The following is a 17,312-nucleotide window of genomic DNA, read 5'->3' on the forward strand; positions in this document are numbered from 1 at the left end:
TCCGTCGTGTGCGGCATCCGTGTGATGCCGCTACGGGGGTGAACTGTGTACGGGGAGATGGCGAACCTGCGGGCCAAAGCCCGCACGCTCCGCGACGACGCCGCCGGTCTGCGCTCGCGAGCTTCCGGGCTCGTGGCGCAGGCCGACGCGCTCTCGTCGTCGTCCAAGGCCGCTGATGCTGTGCGTCGGCGCGTCCACGAATCCGGTGCCGAGCTCGGCAAGAAGGCCCAGCTGCTCGACGATGCAGCGGAGGCGCTCGAGGCGCATGCGAAGGCGGTCGATGCCGTCAAGGCGAAGATCGCCGAGGCGGAGCGGATCGCGCGTGATCTCTGGAACCAGGCGTCCAGCCTGGTCGCCAACGTCGTCGACAGGGTGAAGGACGTCGCCAGCGGTGCCGTGAACGGACTGATGAACGTCGTCGGGGCAGCGCTGTCCGGCAACCCGGACGAGATCCGCGTGTCCGTCCACGAGGTCAACGGACGAGAGGTCTCGAGTTCCGAGGTGTCGAGCGCCCGGGCGTTCATCGGGCAGGTGCCCGCACCGCCCGCAGCGGGGTCGAAGGACTGGCTCGACGTGCGTGGGGCAGCGATGCGGAACGGCGTCGGATGAGCGCGGCGCCGAGCACTGACGTCATCGAGTGGGAGCTGTCCGTGGACGAGCTCCAGACGCTGCGCTCCCACCTGCCCGGCCTCGTGCTGCCGTCGTTCGTGCCCGCCGGCGACGGTCGGGACGACCTCGCGGCGGGACTCGCTTCGCGAGGTGTGCTGGAGCGTTCTCCCGCTCTCGACGCAGATTCGTGGGCCGAGGACCTCGACGCGCCGTTCCTGCTGGCGCTCGCGCTGCAGAACGCCGGGTCGATCGTCATCCAGGTCACCGCGTGGACGCCGGGCGGGACGGCCGCGCACTCCACCGTGATCCAGGCGTCGGCCGCCTCACACCTCACGGTGCACGGCGACGGTTCCGCCCGTCTCCGGGGAACGACACTCGAGCAGGCCTGGCGGACCCTCGCAGGGCTCGTACCGGCAGTGTCCGTCGACGGCCCTGCACGCGGCGCGGTCACAGTCAGCACGGTCGCGTCGCAGGCACTCGTCGACGCGATCGGCCAGCGTGATCCGCGCTTGCTCGACGCCGTCGTGCGCGAGCTCCATGTGCCGGCCGAGGCGGTCGACCTGTTCCGCGGACTCGCGGACCCCGTGCACTCGGGGTTCCGAGTGAAGGCGTTCACGCTCGACCACGGGCCGGTGTTCGTCGGTAACTGGTTCGGTACCACCCGAGGCTGGCTGCGGATGGGCGTCGGACTCGAGCCCGAGGCGCGTGGCGCCGAGGTCACGCCAGAGCTCATCACCGATGCCGGGACCGTCACGGTGACGGCGCAGACCGACGATGACATCCGTACGGAGCTGCTGAGCCTCGTCGCAGGACTGATCAGGGACAGGGACAGGGATGGCTGAAGGGCTGAAGGTCGACTTCGCCGAACTCGACCGAATGACGAACGGGCTGACTGACCTCAATGCGTACGCGTTGCCGTTGGTGCCGAAGGTCGGGGCGATCTCGGCAGATGGTGATCTGTTGGCGTCGGCGATCCTCTCGCCGGGAACGGCCGTGGCGGCTGAGTCGGCGGTGTTGACCGCATCCGTGCAGCTCGGGGTGACGGTCGCGTCGACCGAGGCGCTCGTGGTGATCACGGCGTCGATCGTGAAGGTGTACCAGACGGCCGACCAGGCTTTGTCCGCGTCCCTCGCCGCGGTCGAAGCAGTTGTGGACGCCGACAGCTTCGGACAGTTCTTGATCCGCGTAGTGGTGATCACCGCCGATACCGTCGACGCGGCGAAGAAGATCACTGCGGTTCTGTCCGAAGCGTTGAACACCGGGGTTGGCGGAACCTTCGGAGAGGCGTGGCAGCGCATCCTGTCGGGTGAGGACGTCGGCGACGTGATGCTGCAGATCCCGCTCCTGTTCCAGAAGCATGCCGTGAATGGGCTTCAAGACGGACTCAACCGGATACCCGGCGCCGGTTACCAAGGGCTCTTGGACACGATCATCCGGGATGGCACCTGGCTTGGTCTGTTTGATGACCGCGCGCTCGCGCTGACTACCGATGAACCCAATATCCCCGACCGCGAGGTGGACGGACAGCTTGTTCCTGATTCCGTCGGCGACCGCGGCGATCGTTCCTACCGCGCAAGTCTCGCAGCGCTTGGACTCGAAGACCTCCCGAAGGACAAGGACGGGCGCATCCTGCCCGAGGACCTCGCGAGTCTCTTCGCCGGATCCTCGCAGATCGACAGCGTCGGCGGCCAGGATGTGTCGGACATCAGGATCATCCGGACGGAGTACGCGAAGGACAAGTACTCGTACATCGTTCAGATACCTTCGACGCTCAGGTGGTGGCCGACCACTGCGTCCATTGGGAACGACTTCACCAGTGATGTCCTCGCACTTCAGCAAGAACGTCAGACCGCTCTCTCGACCGCGGCGTGGAACGCCTTGGATCGCGCTATGCATGACGATGGTGCTGCATCGGACTCGCCCGTGATGCTTAGTGGGTTCAGTCTCGGAGGGATCACCGCTGGCTCGATGGCAGCGAATCCGGGTTCGCACAACGTGCAGCAGGTCGTCACGGCAGGTGCGCCCATCGGCCGATTTGACATACCGGGTACGACTGGAGTCACCGCACTCGAGGCAGACGGCGATCCGGTGGCCCGACTGGACGGACAAGACAATTCGCGGGGTACTGTTGCCGGACCGCCGGCTCGCCTTGAAAGCGAGTCGGGGCCGGGTGCGGATCTCCTAGGTCCGGGAGACATCCACAACGCGGACAGATACGCGCGTATGGCACAGGGGTCTTCACAGAACTCGTCGACGCAGTTTGACACGTACTTCCGCGGTGACAAGAAGGTGACGGACTTCTATGGCGTTCGGAAGTGATCGGCGGTGGCGTCGAATCGTGCTCGCGATGGTGTCGGGCGTGATCGTCGTCAGCGGCTTAGGAGGATGCGCAATGCGAAGCTCGCTCACCCCGCTCGAAGCGCGAGACCGCGTGCAGAGCGCACCGGACGTGACCAAAGCGACCGTCACGACGGGTACAGATCGTGAAAGTCTCAAGACGACGTACTTCGTCGACGTGCGTGTGACGATACGTGGCAGCGAGAGCTCGACCGAGCTGACCCAGCTCGTCGACTACGTCACGCGGGTCGGATGGGCGACGGATATCGGCCATCAGCCGACGGGAGTGCAGCTCTTGTTGTCAGGTCCCGGTAGTCCCGACGTCATCGCCGCCCTCGATGAACTCGGACTCAAAGGTTATCCCGGCCCTCGGGACAATTCCAGCGCACTCATCACGGCAAAGGACCTCGAGCAGAAATGGGGAAAATGGCCGGGCGAGGTTCCGGACCGGATCAAATGAGCAGGTGACCTTCACCCCCGGGTGCAACGAACTCGTCACGCAGGCGGTCGCCGGATGGTTCCAGCAGCGTGATCCGAACATGGCTGCATTCGCCTAAAAGGACGGCCCGTTCCCGCATCGATTCCCCAAGCAAATAGTGCTCCGTACGCGGCTGCTCTACTCCAGGAAGCGCAACGCATCCCGATTGATGGGGTGTGGGGTGGACAGCCCGGACAGTCGGAAGCTCCTGACCGACATGCGGGAAATTCTGTTCGGAGACAAATGACCCACTCAAAACGAACCGCGGGAGTGATCGCCGCGCTCGGCCTGGTTTCGACGATGGCTGGATGCTCGACGATGTCTTCTGATCTCCCCGACGACCCGGTCGCACGCATCAAGGCCGTGAAGTCTGCTTCGCAGTCGGCTGAGCAACTCGTTGCGGGCTTCGTTCCCAAGAAGGAAGTGAAGAGTCTCCACCAGACGCGCACCGGCAGCTTGCTGGCTTGCTCCTCTGGGAAGCAATGGTCCGGCAATACGACGCTGAGTCTCGTCAGTGGACAGGACGATTCCCGGCTCGTCGATGAGATATCGCGGCGTGCCGAGGATAGCGGGTTCGATGTGGAGCAAGACAAGACTCGTTCGGGTACCCCGCGGGTAACTCTGACCGCGGACTCCGGCGTCTCCCTGCTTGTTGGGGTGTGGAACGACGGGACTGTGGTCAACATCGACTCGTTTTCGATGTGTTTTTCGCTTCCAGACGGCTTCCTGCCAGAACCTAGTTATTGACCGTGATCAACCGCACCAATCCGAGGAGCGCATTGAATTCAGCTCCTTCTGTTCGACATCGACGCCTCGCGTGCATCGGTGCGGCGATCGTTATCCTGGGATCTGTCGGAGGGTGCAGCACGATGGGTACACAGGGTCCGACGCCGACGAGTTCAACTCCGTCGTCGCACGGGCGTGCGGGCCAGTCGCTCGACGCCGCGCGGGAGCAGCTCCGAGCGATGCCTGGGCTGACGGACACGTCAGTCCAGATCGACCAGACCGTCTCTGGACTGAACAAGCATCACCAGGTGCTCGTGACGGCGACCGCGGAGGATCCCTCCCAGCTCCCGATGGTGATCGACAAGTTGGCGCAGCTTGGCTGGTCGGTGAACGAGCACGAACCGGACACCGGCGTCTACGTCCGCTTGAAACTCACACCGCAGCCGGTGATCGGAGACATCGCGAAGGCGAATGGATGGACCGATGCGGCCTATGCCACGTCGACCGACCGGCTGAAGCAACTTGTACTCCTGCCAGAGGTCGCGGTCGAGGAGCGTTTCGGAAAATGGCCAGGCGCTGTGCCGGATTCGTCGAAGTAGCCGCGTGTGCCGCGTTGTCGAAGGCCGCGGCGGTGATGATCGCTCTCGCGTTGGGGGCCCTCGACCAGGCACGGCGAGACTCTCACCACTGGACCGGTCAAATGAATCACGCTGAATGGAGAATGGCGAGGCAGGGTCGCGGATGAATTGTGTGAAAACGGGTACGGCGTGCCATGATCTGCCCGAAGCGAGGAGTCGAGGATGAGGACCGCACGAATCCTCGCGATCACGATGGGGGTCGCGCTCCTGAGCGGATGCGCCGCCAACACCTCGACTGTGGCGCAGAGCCCGAAGCAGCGAGTGGCTGACGCAAAAGCACGAACACAACGGTTCGAGCAGCGTGTGGCAGAACTCGTGCCGGACACGGTCGTCGATGACATCAAGCAGCTTCCGAACGGCTCGTTGCAATCATGCGAGCACGGTGACATGTGGGCGGGCGGTATCACGATCAATCTGCGCACAGACGCACGGCCAGACCTCGTCCTCGGCGAGCTCGGCCAGCGTGCGGACGACGCGGGCTTGGAGGTGGAGCAAAGCAAGTCATTCAACGGGACGGAGCGCATCACGGTGTCGGACCACGAGGGGGTCTCTGTGTTGCTGGACAGCGCACCGCACAGCATCGATGGAGGCTCCTTCTCGGACTGCTTCTCTCTTCCGAAGGAATTCTACCGAGGCGGCGAATTCTGAACCGTCGGCCCAGGACGTTTGCGCAACGAGTGGACCGACCGGTGACGCAGCGGGAGTTCGGGTGCGAGTGAGGGGAGAGCGATTGATGCGGATCGTCAAGACAGTCGGCGTCGCATCCGTTGTGGGTGCCCTCGCCGGATGCGCCGCAAATGCTGTGGATGAAGGCGACCCGATGGAACGCATCGCTGCCGCGAAGGAGCTGACGCAGCGTTCCGAGCGCGCGGCCATGGAACTCCTCCCGAAGGGGGACGTGATCGACATCGAGCAGCTGTCCGAAGGGTCGTTCCTCCGGTGCTCCGGTGGATACGTGTGGAGCGGGAATATCAGAGCGTCCTTGCGGGAAGGCGAGGACGGTGCCGGTGCGCAGAAGACACTGGCCGTTCGAGCCGAGGAACGCGGTGATGACGTGCGGGAGGACGAACTGCTCTCGGGGCGCCGCCGATACACGATCACGACGGATGACGGCGTTCAGATGCTGCTCACCGTGTGGGACCACGGCACCGTGCTGGACATCGACTCGGCCTCACCCTGCATCCGCCTTCCCGATGACTTCAAGCGACCTCGCACATACTGACGCGTGGGACGACGGCCGATACGCTGCCGACGGTGGGGACGGAACGGAGCGCTGGCGCTGATTGCAAGAGATGGCGCCATCCCTGGTGGACACTCCCGATCGCGACCGTCGTCGCTTTCCCTCCGTGGGTGCTCGCCGCGTTCGGGTGGAGAGGGTTCGGCAGCCGTGAAGTGCTCCCCGCCGTCGCGGTCATCACTCCCTGAGCGGATGCGCCGCAGGAGACCGTCGATAGCATCGACTGATGACCACGCAGCGACCGCCGTACCGTGCCGACATCGTCGGCAGCTTCCTCCGCCCCGCCAGTGTGAAGGACGCTCGGCAGCGAGCTGCCGCGGGCACGATCGACCCGACCGAGCTGCAGTCCGTGGAGGACGAGGCGATTCGCGGCCTGATCGACTCCGAGGTCGAGGCCGGCCTTCAGCTCGCGACCGATGGAGAGTTCCGCCGTGCCTGGTGGCACCTCGACTTCTGGGGTCGCCTGAACGGCGTCGAGGTCGTCGAGCTTGACCACGGCATCGCGTTCCAGGGTGTCGAGACCACCCCGAAGGGCATGCGGGTCACCGGCCCGGTGTCCTTCCCAGCCGATCACCCGTTCCTCGCGCACGCCGCGTTCGTGCTCGCCGAGGCAGCGCAGCGCGGCGTGACGGCGAAGATGACGATCCCGTCGCCGACCGTGTTCGACTTCCGGCTCGACGCGGACCAGATCCGCACGGACCACTACGCCGACCGCGATGCGATCACTGACGACCTCGTGCAGGCCTACCGCGACGCGATCGCCGCGTTCTACGACGCCGGCGTCCGTTACCTGCAGCTCGACGACACGGCCTGGGCCTACGCGTGCTCCGACGTGGAGATGGAGAAGGCACGGGCTCAGGGGATCGAGACCGACGGCATCGCGGAGCGGTTCGCCACGATCATCCGCCGGGTCCTCGACGGTCGGCCCGACGACCTGGTCGTGACGACGCACGTGTGTCGCGGGAACTTCCGGTCGACGTGGATCGCGTCGGGCGGGTACGAGCCGGTGGCGGAGCAGATGCTCGGGCACACGGGCTACGACGGGTTCTTCCTGGAGTACGACAGCGACCGCGCGGGTGGGTTCGAGCCGCTGCGATTCCTGCCGAAGGGCGACCAGGTCGTCGTCCTCGGGCTGATCACCTCGAAGTCGGGGGAGCTCGAGGATCCGGCCGTCATCGAACGTCGGATCGCTGAGGCCGCTGAGTTCGCGCCGCTCGAGCAGCTGGCGCTCAGCCCGCAGTGCGGCTTCGCGTCGACCGAGGAGGGCAACGTCCTGACCGAGGACGAGCAGTGGGCGAAGGTGCGTTCCGTGGTGGAGATCGCGAATCGAGTCTGGCCCACCGCCTGAGTTCGGCGACCGTTCGTCAGGACGAGAAGTCCCACGAGATGTGGGTCCCCGGGTGGAACCAGATCAGGGATGCGATCGCGAGGCCGAGGAGCGTCGCGCAGGGGCGATCCACCACCGGGGCGGGAGTCGGCGGAACAGGCCCACGACGAGGAGCACCAGCGCGACGAGGAGGAGAGCCGCGGTGATCGCCGATCCTCGCACGGCGAACCCCGCCATCGCCGGACGGGTGACGTCGAGCGGTGCTCCGAACGCGGTGATGAACCCCACGCAGAACACGCCGACGATGATGGCGATGATGCCCGCAGTGAGCGCGATGAGTGCGGTGATCAATGCGGCGAGCCCGAACGGCGTGTCGCCCCATCTCCGTTCTCGTCGCCCCTCCGGCGACCGCGGGGACGGCATTGCGGACAGGGGCTGCGACGATGCGGGCAGTGCCCACCAGGGGAGCGGAGCGTGGTCGACCGGGGCCGGTGACGGCGTTCCTCGCCAGTCTTGAGCGACGTCCATGGCTTCTGCCCCCCTCGAGACGACCCTATGCGACTGTCGCAAGCGCGAACGGCAACACGGCTGACGCACCGGCACGTCGCAACTCCCGCCCGGCGACGGTCATCGTCCAACGGCTGTCGACGAGGTCGTCCACGAGCAGCACCGGTCCTTGGTGCGATTGCAGCGCCGAAGACAGAGCAGGCCCGACCGTGAAGCTGTCCCACACGCCGGCGAGCCGGTAGGCGCTGTTCGTCGCACCATCGCCCCGCTGGGTCCCACCGGTGCGGTCGAGGGTCCCGAGGAACTCGAGCTTCCCGATCGACGACAGTGCCTGCGCGAGCGACGAGACGAGCTGCGGCCGGGACTGCGACGACATCGCCACGACACCGGTCGGCCGGGTCTCCCACGGCCAGTCCTTGAGCGCCCGGATGCAGCCGTCGAGGAGTTCGCGCGAGACCGGTGCGTCGGCGACCCCGGACGCGAAGAGCGCACGCAGCGGACCGCCCCAGCCGAGGTCGGTCAGACGGGCGACGGCGCGACCGGGCGCGACGACCTCGTCGGCGGCGAGCTTGCCGCGCACGGGCACGTTCAGCGCGGACATGCCCGAGGGCCACTGCGCGCGGGGAGCGATCTCGACGCCGACCTGGTCGAGTGCCGAGGCCGCGCCGGTCGCTGCCCCCTCAGGGACGTCAGCCGGGTACCAGGCGCCCGCACAGTTGTCGCAGCGGCCGCAGGGTTCTGCCGATGGGTCGTCGAGGTCCTGCTGCAGGAGCTGCATCCGGCAGGCGGAGGTCGACTCGTAGTCGAGCATCGATGCGGCCTCGGCCGCACGGGCGGCGGCGACGCGTTCGTAGCGCGCTGCGTCGTACTCCCACGGCTGCCCGGTCGAGACCCATCCTCCGGTCACCCGACGGACGGCGCCGTCGACGTCGAGGACCTTGAGCAGGAGCTCGAGGGTGGACCGCTTGATGTCGACGAGCCCTTCGAGTGCGACCGTCGACATCGCCGAGTCGGTCGACAGCGCGCCGAGGACCGCGGAGGCGCGGGCTTCGGTCGGCATCGAGGCGCTGGCGAAGTACTTCCAGATCTCCTGGTCTTCGTACCCGGGGAGCAGGAGCACGTCGGCGTTGTCCGTCGCTCGGCCGGCACGTCCGATCTGCTGGTAGTAGGCGACGGGGGAGGACGGCGCCCCGACGTGCACGACGAACCCGAGGTCGGGCTTGTCGAACCCCATGCCGAGGGCGCTGGTGGCGACGAGGGCCTTCAGCTCGTTGCCCTTCAGCTGCTGTTCCAGCTGCTCGCGCTCGTCGGTGTCCGTGCGCCCGGTGTACGCGCGGACGGCGTGGCCACTCTCGCGCAGGAGCCGCGCGATGTCCTCTGCCGCGGAGACGGTCAGCGTGTAGATGATGCCGCTGCCCGGCAGGTCGCCGAGGTGCGCCAGGAGCCACCCGAGCCGGGCTCGGGCATCGGGGAGCGTCAGGACCCCGAGACGCAGGGAAGCGCGAGCCAGCGACCCGCGGATCGTGAACACCGGATTTGCCGGCCCCGCGGTGAGCTGCTCGGCGACGTCCTCGACCACGCGCTCGTTCGCGGTCGCGGTGGTCGCGAGCACGGGCACGCCGTGCGGCAGGGACCGGATGAGTTCGGCGAGGCGCCGATAGTCGGGCCGGAAGTCGTGGCCCCAGTCCGAGATGCAGTGCGCTTCGTCGACGACGAGCATGCCCATCCGGGCGACCAGCGTCGGCAGCTGTTCGTCGCGGAACTTCGGGTTGTTCAGCCGCTCGGGGGAGACGAGCAGGACGTCCACTTCGTCACGGGCGAGCGCGGCCTGCGTGTCGGACCACTCGTGGGCGTTCGCGGAGTTGATCGACACGGCCCGGACACCGGCGCGGGCAGCGGCAGCGACCTGGTCCCGCATCAGGGCCAGCAGCGGCGACACGAGCACCGTCGGGCCCCCGCCGCGACGCCGCAGGAGCAGGGTCGCGAGGAAGTACACCGCGGACTTGCCCCACCCGGTGCGTTGGACGACGAGTGCGCGCTGCCGGTGTTCGACCAGGGCGGAGATTGCCTCGAGCTGGCCGGGGTGGAAGACGGCGTCGGGACGCCCGGTGAGCGCAGCCAGCGCTGCCTGCGCCTCGGCAGCGATGTCTGCAGAAGGCGAGGCGTTCGGCGGGGCTGCAACGGGGGTGTCCATGGCCCCATGTTGTCAGGCCCGACCGATGAAACGCAGGCCGAGCCTCCAGGCTGTGGAGAACGCGCGCTACTGGTACGTGACCAGCGACGGCGTCGGCGCCACGTCCTGCATGGTCTGCGCAGGCGTCAGCATCGGCTGGTCCTCGTCGTAGAAGTTCTTCCAGCCCCAGCGCGTGCCTGCTGGCGCGTCGGCGTGCAGCGCCTTCCACGTCGCCTGCTTGTCCGGCTGCGATCCCTGCCCGTCGGCGTGGATGAGCAGGTCGAGCTCGGGGTGCGACTCCAGCGACGAGCGGTCCTGGATCATCGACAGCCGGAACTGGTGCAGGACGAGTGCCTTGGGCGGCAGCCCCTCGGATCGGACGAGCTGTGCGAGCCAGTCCGAGACCTGGTTCACCTCCGAGGCGTTCACGCTCCCGATCTGCTGCAGGGGCACCTGGTCCGCCGTCAGCCGCCACTCCGGGTCGAGCGCGAGCCACACACCGGGCTGCTTCAGGAGCGACTCGTACCGCTTCGCCTGGGACAGGAAGTCCGAGCGGCCGGGCTGCAGGTCGATGATCACGGGCATGCCGGCGTCGTGCGCGGCGTCGACGTAGGGCTCCAGCGTCGAGACGGGGAGCTCGGTCGAGTAGTCCCCGTCGGCGCCGGCGTCACCGGCCGCGACGGTGGCGATGACCTCGAACGCGGGGGTCACGGGCTCGTCGGACACGTCGTCGTACGACGCGGCGAGCTGCTTCGCGCGCGACACGGACGCCGCCGGGTCCTGCTCGCCGAGCACGCCGAGGGACGGCGCCCCCGGTGCGCCGTACATCGCGACGTACCGGTGCCCGTCGAACGGTCGCTGCCCGCCATGCGGCAGCTGGAACCCACTTTCCGCAGCGCGGACGGTCCACGTCGGGTCGCCGAGCCCACCGAACGCGGACCCGACGAACAGCGTCGGCGCGTCGCGGTGGTCGTGGAGCGCGGTCACGACGTCGGGTGCCGCCGCCGGGTCCGTGACGCCGTCCGGCATGGTCACCACGCGTGCACCGGCCGCCTTCGCGGTCGCCACCGGGGCAGCGTCGGCCGTCCCGTCCGCCACCACCACGGTCGTCGGCCGGGAGGACCGGGTCGACTCCGGCGCGTCCCCGTCCTCCGGCGCGGATCGCCGCTGGGCGTCGGTGTCGATGCGGACGTCGCCCTCGGCCTGGTACCAGGTGGCGCCGAGGCGGTCGAGTTCGCGGGCGACGGTCTGTTCCTGCTTCGTGCTGGTCAGGAGCAGGGGGACGTGCGCTCTCGTCGCAGCGTCGGCCGCGGTCTCGATGGCACTGTCGTTCCCGGCTGGCGCGACGACGGCGCCGGGTGCGGTGGCGAAGAGTGCGCGACTCGCCCGGATCGACCGTTCGACGGGATCCTGTTCGTCCGCGACGGTCACGGTGTCGGCGGAGGCCTTCGTCAGCGTCGGCCGGTCGTCGTGGGCTTCGGCCTTCGTGCATCCGGCGGCGCCGAGCACGAGGCCGGCTGCCGCGAGTGCGACGAGGGCACGGGCGGTACGGGAACGCATCGGGCCACCCTACGAGCCGGGTGCTGGGCGCTGCATGTCCGGGGTGGGGCGGGCGGTGTCGCTGTGTGGTGCTTTCTCGGGTCGCTCTGGCGCCGGCTCGGTGGCGCTGTGGGCGCTGACTCGGTAGCGCGCGAGATCGAGTGCGCGGACGTGGCGGCCTCCAGCACCGGGAGGTCCCCGTTCCTGCGCACTCGATGCCCGGACGCGGGACCGGGACAGGACGTGGCGCGGCAGGGGTCCGGCGTCCGCTATGCTGGTCGGGCTGCTCCGCGCTCGGTCGGGTGTGGGTGGCGGAGTCCTCCGGGACTCCGAGTCCGCAAGGGCTCACGGGCTGTGGCGCAGCTTGGTAGCGCACTTGACTGGGGGTCAAGGGGTCGCAGGTTCAAATCCTGTCAGCCCGACCATTATTGAGTTGCTTAAACCATTGGACTCGTTGAGGCCAGTGGAGGTCGAACTAAGAGAGCCTTCCGCAGAAATGCGGGAGGCTCTCTTACTTTTGTCTGCGACGTGGTCAGCGGCAGCGTGGCGCTGCTGCGCCTGCCAGGCGTGAAGGGGGTCGTTGATCTCGGTGCGTTCGCTCTCGACGCGAAGGCCCTCCGGGCCGTCGTAGACGCGCAGCTTGCTGAAGAACGCGAGGAGCAAGTGACATCATCGCTTAGAGCAAGCGCGGTCTCGACTTCGTGACCAGCTCGCTCGAGTTCGATCCGTCACTTGCCGAGGGACTCGCGTTCATTCGTGAGGAGTACGCGGAAATGATTCCTGAGGGGCTGGCATCTGGGGAACCGACCAGCGATAGCGATCAGTAGCTAGACGGTGCCCGGTCTAGGTCTGGATCGGCCGTCACCGGCTGGCGACTAGCCAGTCTTGCCCCACTTCCGTCGGCTGCGCTCTCGGATGGCGTAGCCGCCGGACATCTTCATGCGCCAGGTCGCCATCTCAATGCTGACTTGCTAGCGGTTGGCGACGACGAGCGGCGCGATGCCCCTGATGACCGCGATCTTGGCCTTCTCCTGCGGAATCAGTAGTGCCCCGGCCAACTCTTCGGCTTCCTTCTCCTGGGCCTTCGAGGTACCGCCACAGCTGCTGTCGGCGCCCGTCCAAGCCGGCGACGGGTCGTGCTCGGCCTCGAAGTGCGCGACCTCGTGCGACAGGTCGGAGCGTATGCGCTCGTTGCTTCGTTCAGGGTTGTAGATCACCAGGCTGCGTCGACCATCGCGGAGGAGTGCCGCGGACCAGACGTGGGGCTTCTCCTCCAGGAAGCGGCGCATGGCCGCTGCGTCTGCGGTGAAGTCCCGCAGCGAGATGAACGGGATGCCGTTCTCGCCCGACCAGTGGAACGGATCGAAAGGCACGTCCTCTGACAGGTCGTAGTCCTTCCTCACCTCCATGGCGAGTCGGCCGAGAGCAGCCTTGTTCATGACTTAGCTCGTCTTCCTCGTGGAGCGGAAGTAGTCGAGTCCTGACTTCAGGATCGATTCAAGGTGTTGCTTGTCCTGTTCGTCGAGGTCGTTGCGCGCACGAAGCAGCGCGTTGATCGACGAGCCGAGCTCCGGCTCTTCTCGGTTGGCGAGCTCGTCGGCGTCAACCATGAACTGATCGGCGGGGATTCGTAGCCACCGGACAATGCGCGCGAACGCATCAAGGTCGGGGCGCTGTTCGTTGCGCAGTCGGGTGAGAAGCGACGGACTGACGCCGATTTGGCCGGCGGCCGTTCGCCAAGAGATCTCGTCTGCTTTGACTCGCGTTTCGAGTGCGCTGGCGAGGCCCGCTACGTCGATGACTGTGTCTGGCATGAGGCTCCCAATTTTCTGAGCCGTTGCGGCCCGCACCTCCAGCGTAACCCGTGAGTGATGAGATGTTGCGCAACTGGAACGCCGTGTTACTCTTGAGTCACTGTTTTGCTAATAGAACACTTCCAAGGAGGAAGACATGGCGAAGAACACCGGCAAGGGTTACCGGCAGGGCGCAGTGACGGGGCGCTCGCAGACCTACAACCCCAAGACCCAGACCCACGCGAAGTGGGACACCTCGACGGGGCGCTTCATGGACGGCAAGAGCGACGGGAAGCCCTTCAAGGGCGTCCGACGAGAGGACTAATGATGGAGATCGGGCTCGGGGCGTTCATCAAGTTCGCCAACGCCACCCCGCGGGCTCGTTCCCGTCTGGCGCGCCAGATCGCGGAGCAGTCGCGCAGCGACTACGAACCTGCGACGGATTTCTGGCGTCCCATGCGGCACGCGATCAACCGCGACCGAAAGACCACCCGTGACGGTGAGGCGCTCCGTCAGGTCGCGCAGGCGGCTCCCGATCGTCGTCGCCCGAGCTTCGAGGAGATCAGCGTCCGCTGGGACGGCGTCGCGCCGCGCTGGAACGGTGCCGGCCACATCCCGTCGCACGCCGCCCGGATCGAGATCGGTGGGTTGCAGGTTCGCGTGAACCCGCTCTTCTCCGAGCAGTGGACCGATGGGCACGCCGAGGCTGCCTACGTCTGGTTCAATAAGGAGGAGCTTCGGGACGACACGCTCGCGGGAGTCCGGCACCTGCTGACCCGCGACGGCCACGAGGCGCATCTCGAGCCGGTCTTCATCGACGTGCGCCGCACCTTCGCGGTCGCCGCAGCACCGACCGACGGCATCGATGAGTGGCTCGACGAGCTTGGCGCGGAGTTCCGCGGCCTGGCCGCTTAGGGGCTGATCGTGGAGGAAGCGAAGAGTCGCACGACCGGCGCCGTCTGGGACGCCGAGGATTTTGCTGCCCTGAGTTCGGGGGAGCGGGATGCCTTGCGCGAGACGCTGATCTGCACCGGGTGCGGAGCCGACGCCTACTTCATCCGCGAGGCCCGCAACGGTCGTCGCGCCTGCTTCGGTGCTCGACCGCACCGCGAGAACTGCGAGCTTGCCTCCTTCGTCACCGATGACGGTGGCGGTGCTCCCCTCGATGAGGTCGACGAACTCATCAACGCGGGCGACATCTTCCGGATCGACCCGAACCGCGGCCGCGCCATCCGGCACGTTCGCCACGACCCGACAGCGCCGCCCTCGACTGGCGGATCGGCTGTCCGCTACACCCGTCGGGGTCGAGGTAACGTGCGCCAGTCCTCGATGGGACTTGGTCGACTCCTTCGTCAGCTCGTGATGCGCGAGGCGTTCCGGCGCAGCCAGACGCTGCTGATCATGTCAGACGACACCCGTCAGACAGTCAAGTCCGGGTGCGTGCATCTCTCGGAGATCGAAGACAAGCACCGGAACCGTCTCCGTGTCTACTGGGGCACGATCCGCTTTCCTCGCCCAAAGGACGACGGCGGCGCCTGGCTTAACACCGGCCGCGGGTCGCCCACCATCGTGATCGAGGAAGACGAGCTCGCGACGCTGCTCGAGCGCTCCGGCCTCGAAGAGTTCGAAGACCTGTCGGGATCCTTTTTCGCGATCATGGGCAAGCTCCGCCATGGTCCGGGCGGCCGGCAATACTTCTTCGTCAACGACGACGTCGACTGGATGGCAATCCGGCCGTTCGTTGCTGATGAGGCGTTGAACTAGGTCAGTTGCGATGGAGCCCGTGCCGGCGGCTGTCGAGCGCGTCCTTAAAGTGGCTCTCGGCGATGTCAATGTCGCGGGTTGGCGTGGACGGATCAAACACGCGCAGGGGTGAGAAGCGGCAGCTGCTCGGATCGAGATGACGCAGCTCGACGTTGCCGCCGTGCCCGTTTGTGGCATAGGCATTCCAGCGCTGCCAGATACTCTCTTCGCCGTCGGCCTTGCCGACGTAGTGCCGGCCATCTCGGGTGTCCGTGATGAGGTAGATCCCGACCACTGACGCGAGCGCGGTGCGCCACGAGGCGTATCGGTGCTCCCGCATGACGGCTTGCAGCTGGATGTGATTCAGGACGAGTCGGTCAAAGCCGGAGGACGGGATAGGTTCGGCGTCGGCAATGCCGACCACGGGGTAGCTCGCGCCGTCGTGGCGTTCATCCTCCAGGTGCGCGGGGATCGCCATCCGATGACGAGCCGGTTGCGTAGGTCTGCCATGTGCTCTGACTCGGCAATGTCGAAGGTGCGGATGATGCCGTTGTTCTCGACCTCACCGTGGTTCTCCACGACGGACCACAACCGTGCCTGGTCGCCGCCTTCTTTGATGAAGACGACCCAGATCGGCGGAGGTGCGGACGGGAAGCTCCGCGCGCTCGCGGACTGCCTCCGCGTGTACTCAAAGATCTCCGCGTGCGTTGAGTTGGCGTGAAGTCCGGTGAGGCCGCTCTCTCCGGCCTCCTGCGCGAACGCGTGGCGGATGACGAGCGCCTTCGCGGGATCGATCCCCGCGTCCACGAGAAGCGGACTGAGTGTCAACGCCATGCCTGCCCCGTTCGCTCGTTGCTCGGCGTCAGATCGTCAAGCGCTTTCACCAGTGAATCGCACCGGAGCGACGTTGTGGAATCGACATCGTTTGCGACCGGCGCATTGACGTCATGACCCGAGTCGTCATACTCAGCAGTCCTCCTCGCCGGGCAGCGGCTTCATCTAGAGGAACCCATCCGGGGTTCGTCGGCCGCATCCGATGAGGAGGCTCGCGATGAGCGAGAACGAACTGCCCGAGGTGCCGGCCACGGCTCTCGGTCCCATCCGTCCGCTGAGCGTGCGCATCACTGATGATCTGCGAGCGCAGATCGAAGTGATCGCGCAGCTCAACGACCGGAGCGTCACAGAGGAGATCCGTCTGGCGCTGGAGTCCTGGGTCGAGACGAGCAACTCCGATCCGAAGGTGCTGCAGCGCACCGTGGGTGCGGGCCGAGATCGAGCGCGAGGCCAAGACCAAGCAGAACGCGATCGAGGCCATCTTCGGGGGCGCTCCGCCGCGTGGCGGCCGCACTACCAAGCAGTCTTCGGCCTGACCCGCACCGGGCGGCCGAGATCGAGTACCGCCAGTGCTCTCCCGGGCGTCTCGGCGCTTCAACCACCTGTCCTCGTTGCTGCCTCGCGGCTTGTCAGATAACTACCGAGATCTCGGCCGCGACAACAGTAAGGAGGTGGGAGCGATGGTGAAATGCATCGTCATCCCGCACGACGAGGGCCGCCCACCGCGGCTCCAGGAGATGCCCGACATCGGCGCCTTCCCGGAGGCTGTCGATGGCGGGCTCGAGATAATCGAAGCGCCCGGCATGAACGCCACGATGTACGTCAACGAGGCCGCCCATCGTGACTTTGCGCCGCTCAACACGAGGGCGATGGCACTGGCCTGGCTTCACGCCGTCGACCCGATGAAGCATCCGCTCCTCTTCGGCGACGTGGTGTTCTCGGGTCTCGGCATCGAGAACGACGGCGATGTGCCGGAGGAGCTCGTGCGCGATGTGTTCGAGGCGACGACGTTCCTCATCGACGTGAGAGCCCACGCCGGCCGACTCCGGCTAGTGACGTGCGCAGTTCGGCACGGTGTTCGAGGCGGCGGTCTGGTGCATGTTGCTGACGCGCTCCGCTCGACCGGGCGTCCAGTTTCGGATCCATCCACGCGCGCTCTCCTTCATCTGAGGAGCGGCGACCACTTGAGCAGCGACAGGCTCGTCGCTCGTGGTCGCCGCTCTTCCGTTTCGGGCCGACCTCGTTGCTCAAGTCACAACATCTGGCCTATTGCCACGGCGCGTCCGTTGCCTCATAACTAAGGGCACAAAGGAGAATGCACCCGATGAAGCATTTCCAGCTCACCCAGCGCGCTCGTCCGTCCCGTCGAGC

Annotated in this window: 21 protein-coding genes and 1 tRNA gene; 15 read left to right on the forward strand and 7 right to left on the reverse strand. The window is 66.7% G+C overall.

Features of this window, described 5'->3' with window-relative positions; translation table 11 throughout:
• Positions 1 to 57: 57 nt before the first annotated feature.
• From AAEP80_RS09540 to AAEP80_RS09580, 9 genes are all read left to right on the forward strand, one after another.
• A complete protein-coding gene (locus tag AAEP80_RS09540) occupies positions 58 to 609 on the forward strand; it encodes a hypothetical protein (RefSeq protein ID WP_413602322.1) in 552 nt (183 codons plus the stop codon).
• A complete protein-coding gene (locus AAEP80_RS09545) occupies positions 606 to 1,451 on the forward strand; it encodes a hypothetical protein (protein WP_420364216.1) in 846 nt (281 codons plus the stop codon). The genes AAEP80_RS09540 and AAEP80_RS09545 overlap by 4 nt, the downstream gene beginning before the upstream one ends.
• On the forward strand, positions 1,444 to 2,928 hold the full coding sequence (locus AAEP80_RS09550) for a hypothetical protein (RefSeq protein ID WP_420364217.1): 1,485 nt from the start codon (positions 1,444 to 1,446) through the stop codon (positions 2,926 to 2,928). The genes AAEP80_RS09545 and AAEP80_RS09550 overlap by 8 nt, the downstream gene beginning before the upstream one ends.
• 40 nt (positions 2,929 to 2,968) lie before the next feature.
• The gene (locus tag AAEP80_RS09555) at positions 2,969 to 3,406 is read left to right on the forward strand and encodes a hypothetical protein (RefSeq protein ID WP_420364218.1); all 438 of its coding nucleotides are present in this window, start codon (positions 2,969 to 2,971) and stop codon (positions 3,404 to 3,406) included.
• Positions 3,407 to 3,694: 288 nt separating this feature from the next.
• Positions 3,695 to 4,171: a hypothetical protein gene (locus AAEP80_RS09560; protein WP_420364219.1), complete on the forward strand. Its 477-nt coding sequence runs from the start codon at positions 3,695 to 3,697 to the stop codon at positions 4,169 to 4,171.
• Positions 4,172 to 4,173: 2 nt separating this feature from the next.
• On the forward strand, positions 4,174 to 4,749 hold the full coding sequence (locus AAEP80_RS09565) for a hypothetical protein (protein WP_420364220.1): 576 nt from the start codon (positions 4,174 to 4,176) through the stop codon (positions 4,747 to 4,749).
• Between the two features lie 201 nt (positions 4,750 to 4,950).
• Entirely contained in the window at positions 4,951 to 5,436 is a 486-nt protein-coding gene (locus AAEP80_RS09570; RefSeq protein ID WP_420364221.1) for a hypothetical protein, read from the forward strand.
• Positions 5,437 to 5,521: 85 nt separating this feature from the next.
• Complete coding sequence (locus tag AAEP80_RS09575) at positions 5,522 to 6,010, forward strand: hypothetical protein (protein WP_420364222.1); 489 nt, start codon at positions 5,522 to 5,524, stop codon at positions 6,008 to 6,010.
• 241 nt (positions 6,011 to 6,251) lie between these two features.
• Positions 6,252 to 7,373 carry a 5-methyltetrahydropteroyltriglutamate--homocysteine S-methyltransferase gene (locus AAEP80_RS09580; RefSeq protein ID WP_420364223.1) on the forward strand — a complete coding sequence of 374 codons (1,122 nt, stop codon included), beginning with the start codon at positions 6,252 to 6,254 and terminating at the stop codon, positions 7,371 to 7,373.
• 63 nt (positions 7,374 to 7,436) lie between these two features.
• On the opposite strand, the gene AAEP80_RS09585 is transcribed toward AAEP80_RS09580, so the two are convergent.
• The 3 genes from AAEP80_RS09585 to AAEP80_RS09595 form a co-directional block, all read right to left on the reverse strand.
• Positions 7,437 to 7,880: a hypothetical protein gene (locus AAEP80_RS09585; protein WP_420364224.1), complete on the reverse strand. Its 444-nt coding sequence runs from the start codon at positions 7,878 to 7,880 to the stop codon at positions 7,437 to 7,439.
• A 25-nt stretch (positions 7,881 to 7,905) separates the two neighbouring features.
• The gene (locus tag AAEP80_RS09590) at positions 7,906 to 10,053 is read right to left on the reverse strand and encodes a RecQ family ATP-dependent DNA helicase (protein ID WP_420364225.1); all 2,148 of its coding nucleotides are present in this window, start codon (positions 10,051 to 10,053) and stop codon (positions 7,906 to 7,908) included.
• A gap of 66 nt (positions 10,054 to 10,119) precedes the next feature.
• Positions 10,120 to 11,592, reverse strand: a complete 1,473-nt coding sequence (locus AAEP80_RS09595) for a hypothetical protein (protein ID WP_420364226.1) — start codon at positions 11,590 to 11,592, stop codon at positions 10,120 to 10,122.
• Positions 11,593 to 11,919: 327 nt separating this feature from the next.
• Between AAEP80_RS09595 and AAEP80_RS09600 the strand changes: the two genes are divergently transcribed.
• Positions 11,920 to 11,996 (forward strand) — tRNA-Pro (locus AAEP80_RS09600).
• Here the strand turns inward: AAEP80_RS09600 and AAEP80_RS09605 are convergent.
• The 3 genes from AAEP80_RS09605 to AAEP80_RS09615 form a co-directional block, all read right to left on the reverse strand.
• On the reverse strand, positions 11,959 to 12,234 hold the full coding sequence (locus AAEP80_RS09605; protein ID WP_420364227.1) for a hypothetical protein: 276 nt from the start codon (positions 12,232 to 12,234) through the stop codon (positions 11,959 to 11,961). The genes AAEP80_RS09600 and AAEP80_RS09605 overlap by 38 nt on opposite strands.
• Before the next feature lie 308 nt (positions 12,235 to 12,542).
• Positions 12,543 to 13,010, reverse strand: a complete 468-nt coding sequence (locus AAEP80_RS09610) for an ImmA/IrrE family metallo-endopeptidase (RefSeq protein ID WP_420364228.1) — start codon at positions 13,008 to 13,010, stop codon at positions 12,543 to 12,545.
• 3 nt (positions 13,011 to 13,013) lie between these two features.
• Complete coding sequence (locus AAEP80_RS09615; protein WP_420364229.1) at positions 13,014 to 13,385, reverse strand: hypothetical protein; 372 nt, start codon at positions 13,383 to 13,385, stop codon at positions 13,014 to 13,016.
• 136 nt (positions 13,386 to 13,521) lie between these two features.
• On the opposite strand from AAEP80_RS09615, the gene AAEP80_RS09620 reads away from it, so the two are divergent.
• From AAEP80_RS09620 to AAEP80_RS09630, 3 genes are read left to right on the forward strand one after another with little or no spacing between them, the layout of a single operon-like run.
• Positions 13,522 to 13,689, forward strand: coding sequence for a hypothetical protein (locus AAEP80_RS09620; RefSeq protein ID WP_420364230.1), 168 nt, complete (start codon positions 13,522 to 13,524; stop codon positions 13,687 to 13,689).
• Complete coding sequence (locus tag AAEP80_RS09625) at positions 13,689 to 14,279, forward strand: hypothetical protein (RefSeq protein WP_420364231.1); 591 nt, start codon at positions 13,689 to 13,691, stop codon at positions 14,277 to 14,279. Before AAEP80_RS09620 ends, AAEP80_RS09625 begins: the two co-directional genes overlap by 1 nt.
• Positions 14,280 to 14,288: 9 nt before the next feature.
• The gene (locus tag AAEP80_RS09630; protein ID WP_420364232.1) at positions 14,289 to 15,128 is read left to right on the forward strand and encodes a hypothetical protein; all 840 of its coding nucleotides are present in this window, start codon (positions 14,289 to 14,291) and stop codon (positions 15,126 to 15,128) included.
• A gap of 1 nt (position 15,129) precedes the next feature.
• Here the strand turns inward: AAEP80_RS09630 and AAEP80_RS09635 are convergent, their stop codons facing one another.
• The gene (locus AAEP80_RS09635; RefSeq protein WP_420364233.1) at positions 15,130 to 15,585 is read right to left on the reverse strand and encodes a GIY-YIG nuclease family protein; all 456 of its coding nucleotides are present in this window, start codon (positions 15,583 to 15,585) and stop codon (positions 15,130 to 15,132) included.
• A 573-nt stretch (positions 15,586 to 16,158) separates the two neighbouring features.
• Between AAEP80_RS09635 and AAEP80_RS09640 the strand changes: the two genes are divergently transcribed.
• Positions 16,159 to 16,578, forward strand: a complete 420-nt coding sequence (locus AAEP80_RS09640; RefSeq protein WP_420364234.1) for a hypothetical protein — start codon at positions 16,159 to 16,161, stop codon at positions 16,576 to 16,578.
• A complete protein-coding gene (locus AAEP80_RS09645; RefSeq protein WP_420364235.1) occupies positions 16,568 to 17,242 on the forward strand; it encodes a DUF3846 domain-containing protein in 675 nt (224 codons plus the stop codon). The genes AAEP80_RS09640 and AAEP80_RS09645 overlap by 11 nt, the downstream gene beginning before the upstream one ends.
• Positions 17,243 to 17,312: the final 70 nt, after the last annotated feature.

Origin of the sequence: Curtobacterium sp. L3-7 (genome assembly GCF_048756585.1) — a bacterium.
Classification (GTDB): Bacteria; Actinomycetota; Actinomycetes; order Actinomycetales; family Microbacteriaceae; genus Curtobacterium.

What these genes read in the sequence shown, in the direction of transcription:
- AAEP80_RS09540 (WP_413602322.1), top strand. Translation starts at nt 58, where the DNA reads ATGGCGAACCTGCGGGCCAAAGCCCGCACGCTCCGCGACGACGCCGCC.
- AAEP80_RS09545 (WP_420364216.1), top strand. Translation starts at nt 606, where the DNA reads ATGAGCGCGGCGCCGAGCACTGACGTCATCGAGTGGGAGCTGTCCGTG.
- AAEP80_RS09550 (WP_420364217.1), top strand. Translation starts at nt 1,444, where the DNA reads ATGGCTGAAGGGCTGAAGGTCGACTTCGCCGAACTCGACCGAATGACG.
- AAEP80_RS09570 (WP_420364221.1), top strand. Translation starts at nt 4,951, where the DNA reads ATGAGGACCGCACGAATCCTCGCGATCACGATGGGGGTCGCGCTCCTG.
- AAEP80_RS09575 (WP_420364222.1), top strand. Translation starts at nt 5,522, where the DNA reads ATGCGGATCGTCAAGACAGTCGGCGTCGCATCCGTTGTGGGTGCCCTC.
- AAEP80_RS09580 (WP_420364223.1), top strand. Translation starts at nt 6,252, where the DNA reads ATGACCACGCAGCGACCGCCGTACCGTGCCGACATCGTCGGCAGCTTC.
- AAEP80_RS09585 (WP_420364224.1), bottom strand. Translation starts at nt 7,880, where the DNA reads ATGGACGTCGCTCAAGACTGGCGAGGAACGCCGTCACCGGCCCCGGTC.
- AAEP80_RS09590 (WP_420364225.1), bottom strand. Translation starts at nt 10,053, where the DNA reads ATGGACACCCCCGTTGCAGCCCCGCCGAACGCCTCGCCTTCTGCAGAC.
- AAEP80_RS09595 (WP_420364226.1), bottom strand. Translation starts at nt 11,592, where the DNA reads ATGCGTTCCCGTACCGCCCGTGCCCTCGTCGCACTCGCGGCAGCCGGC.
- AAEP80_RS09610 (WP_420364228.1), bottom strand. Translation starts at nt 13,010, where the DNA reads ATGAACAAGGCTGCTCTCGGCCGACTCGCCATGGAGGTGAGGAAGGAC.
- AAEP80_RS09615 (WP_420364229.1), bottom strand. Translation starts at nt 13,385, where the DNA reads ATGCCAGACACAGTCATCGACGTAGCGGGCCTCGCCAGCGCACTCGAA.
- AAEP80_RS09620 (WP_420364230.1), top strand. Translation starts at nt 13,522, where the DNA reads ATGGCGAAGAACACCGGCAAGGGTTACCGGCAGGGCGCAGTGACGGGG.
- AAEP80_RS09625 (WP_420364231.1), top strand. Translation starts at nt 13,689, where the DNA reads ATGATGGAGATCGGGCTCGGGGCGTTCATCAAGTTCGCCAACGCCACC.
- AAEP80_RS09635 (WP_420364233.1), bottom strand. Translation starts at nt 15,585, where the DNA reads ATGGCGATCCCCGCGCACCTGGAGGATGAACGCCACGACGGCGCGAGC.
- AAEP80_RS09640 (WP_420364234.1), top strand. Translation starts at nt 16,159, where the DNA reads ATGAGCGAGAACGAACTGCCCGAGGTGCCGGCCACGGCTCTCGGTCCC.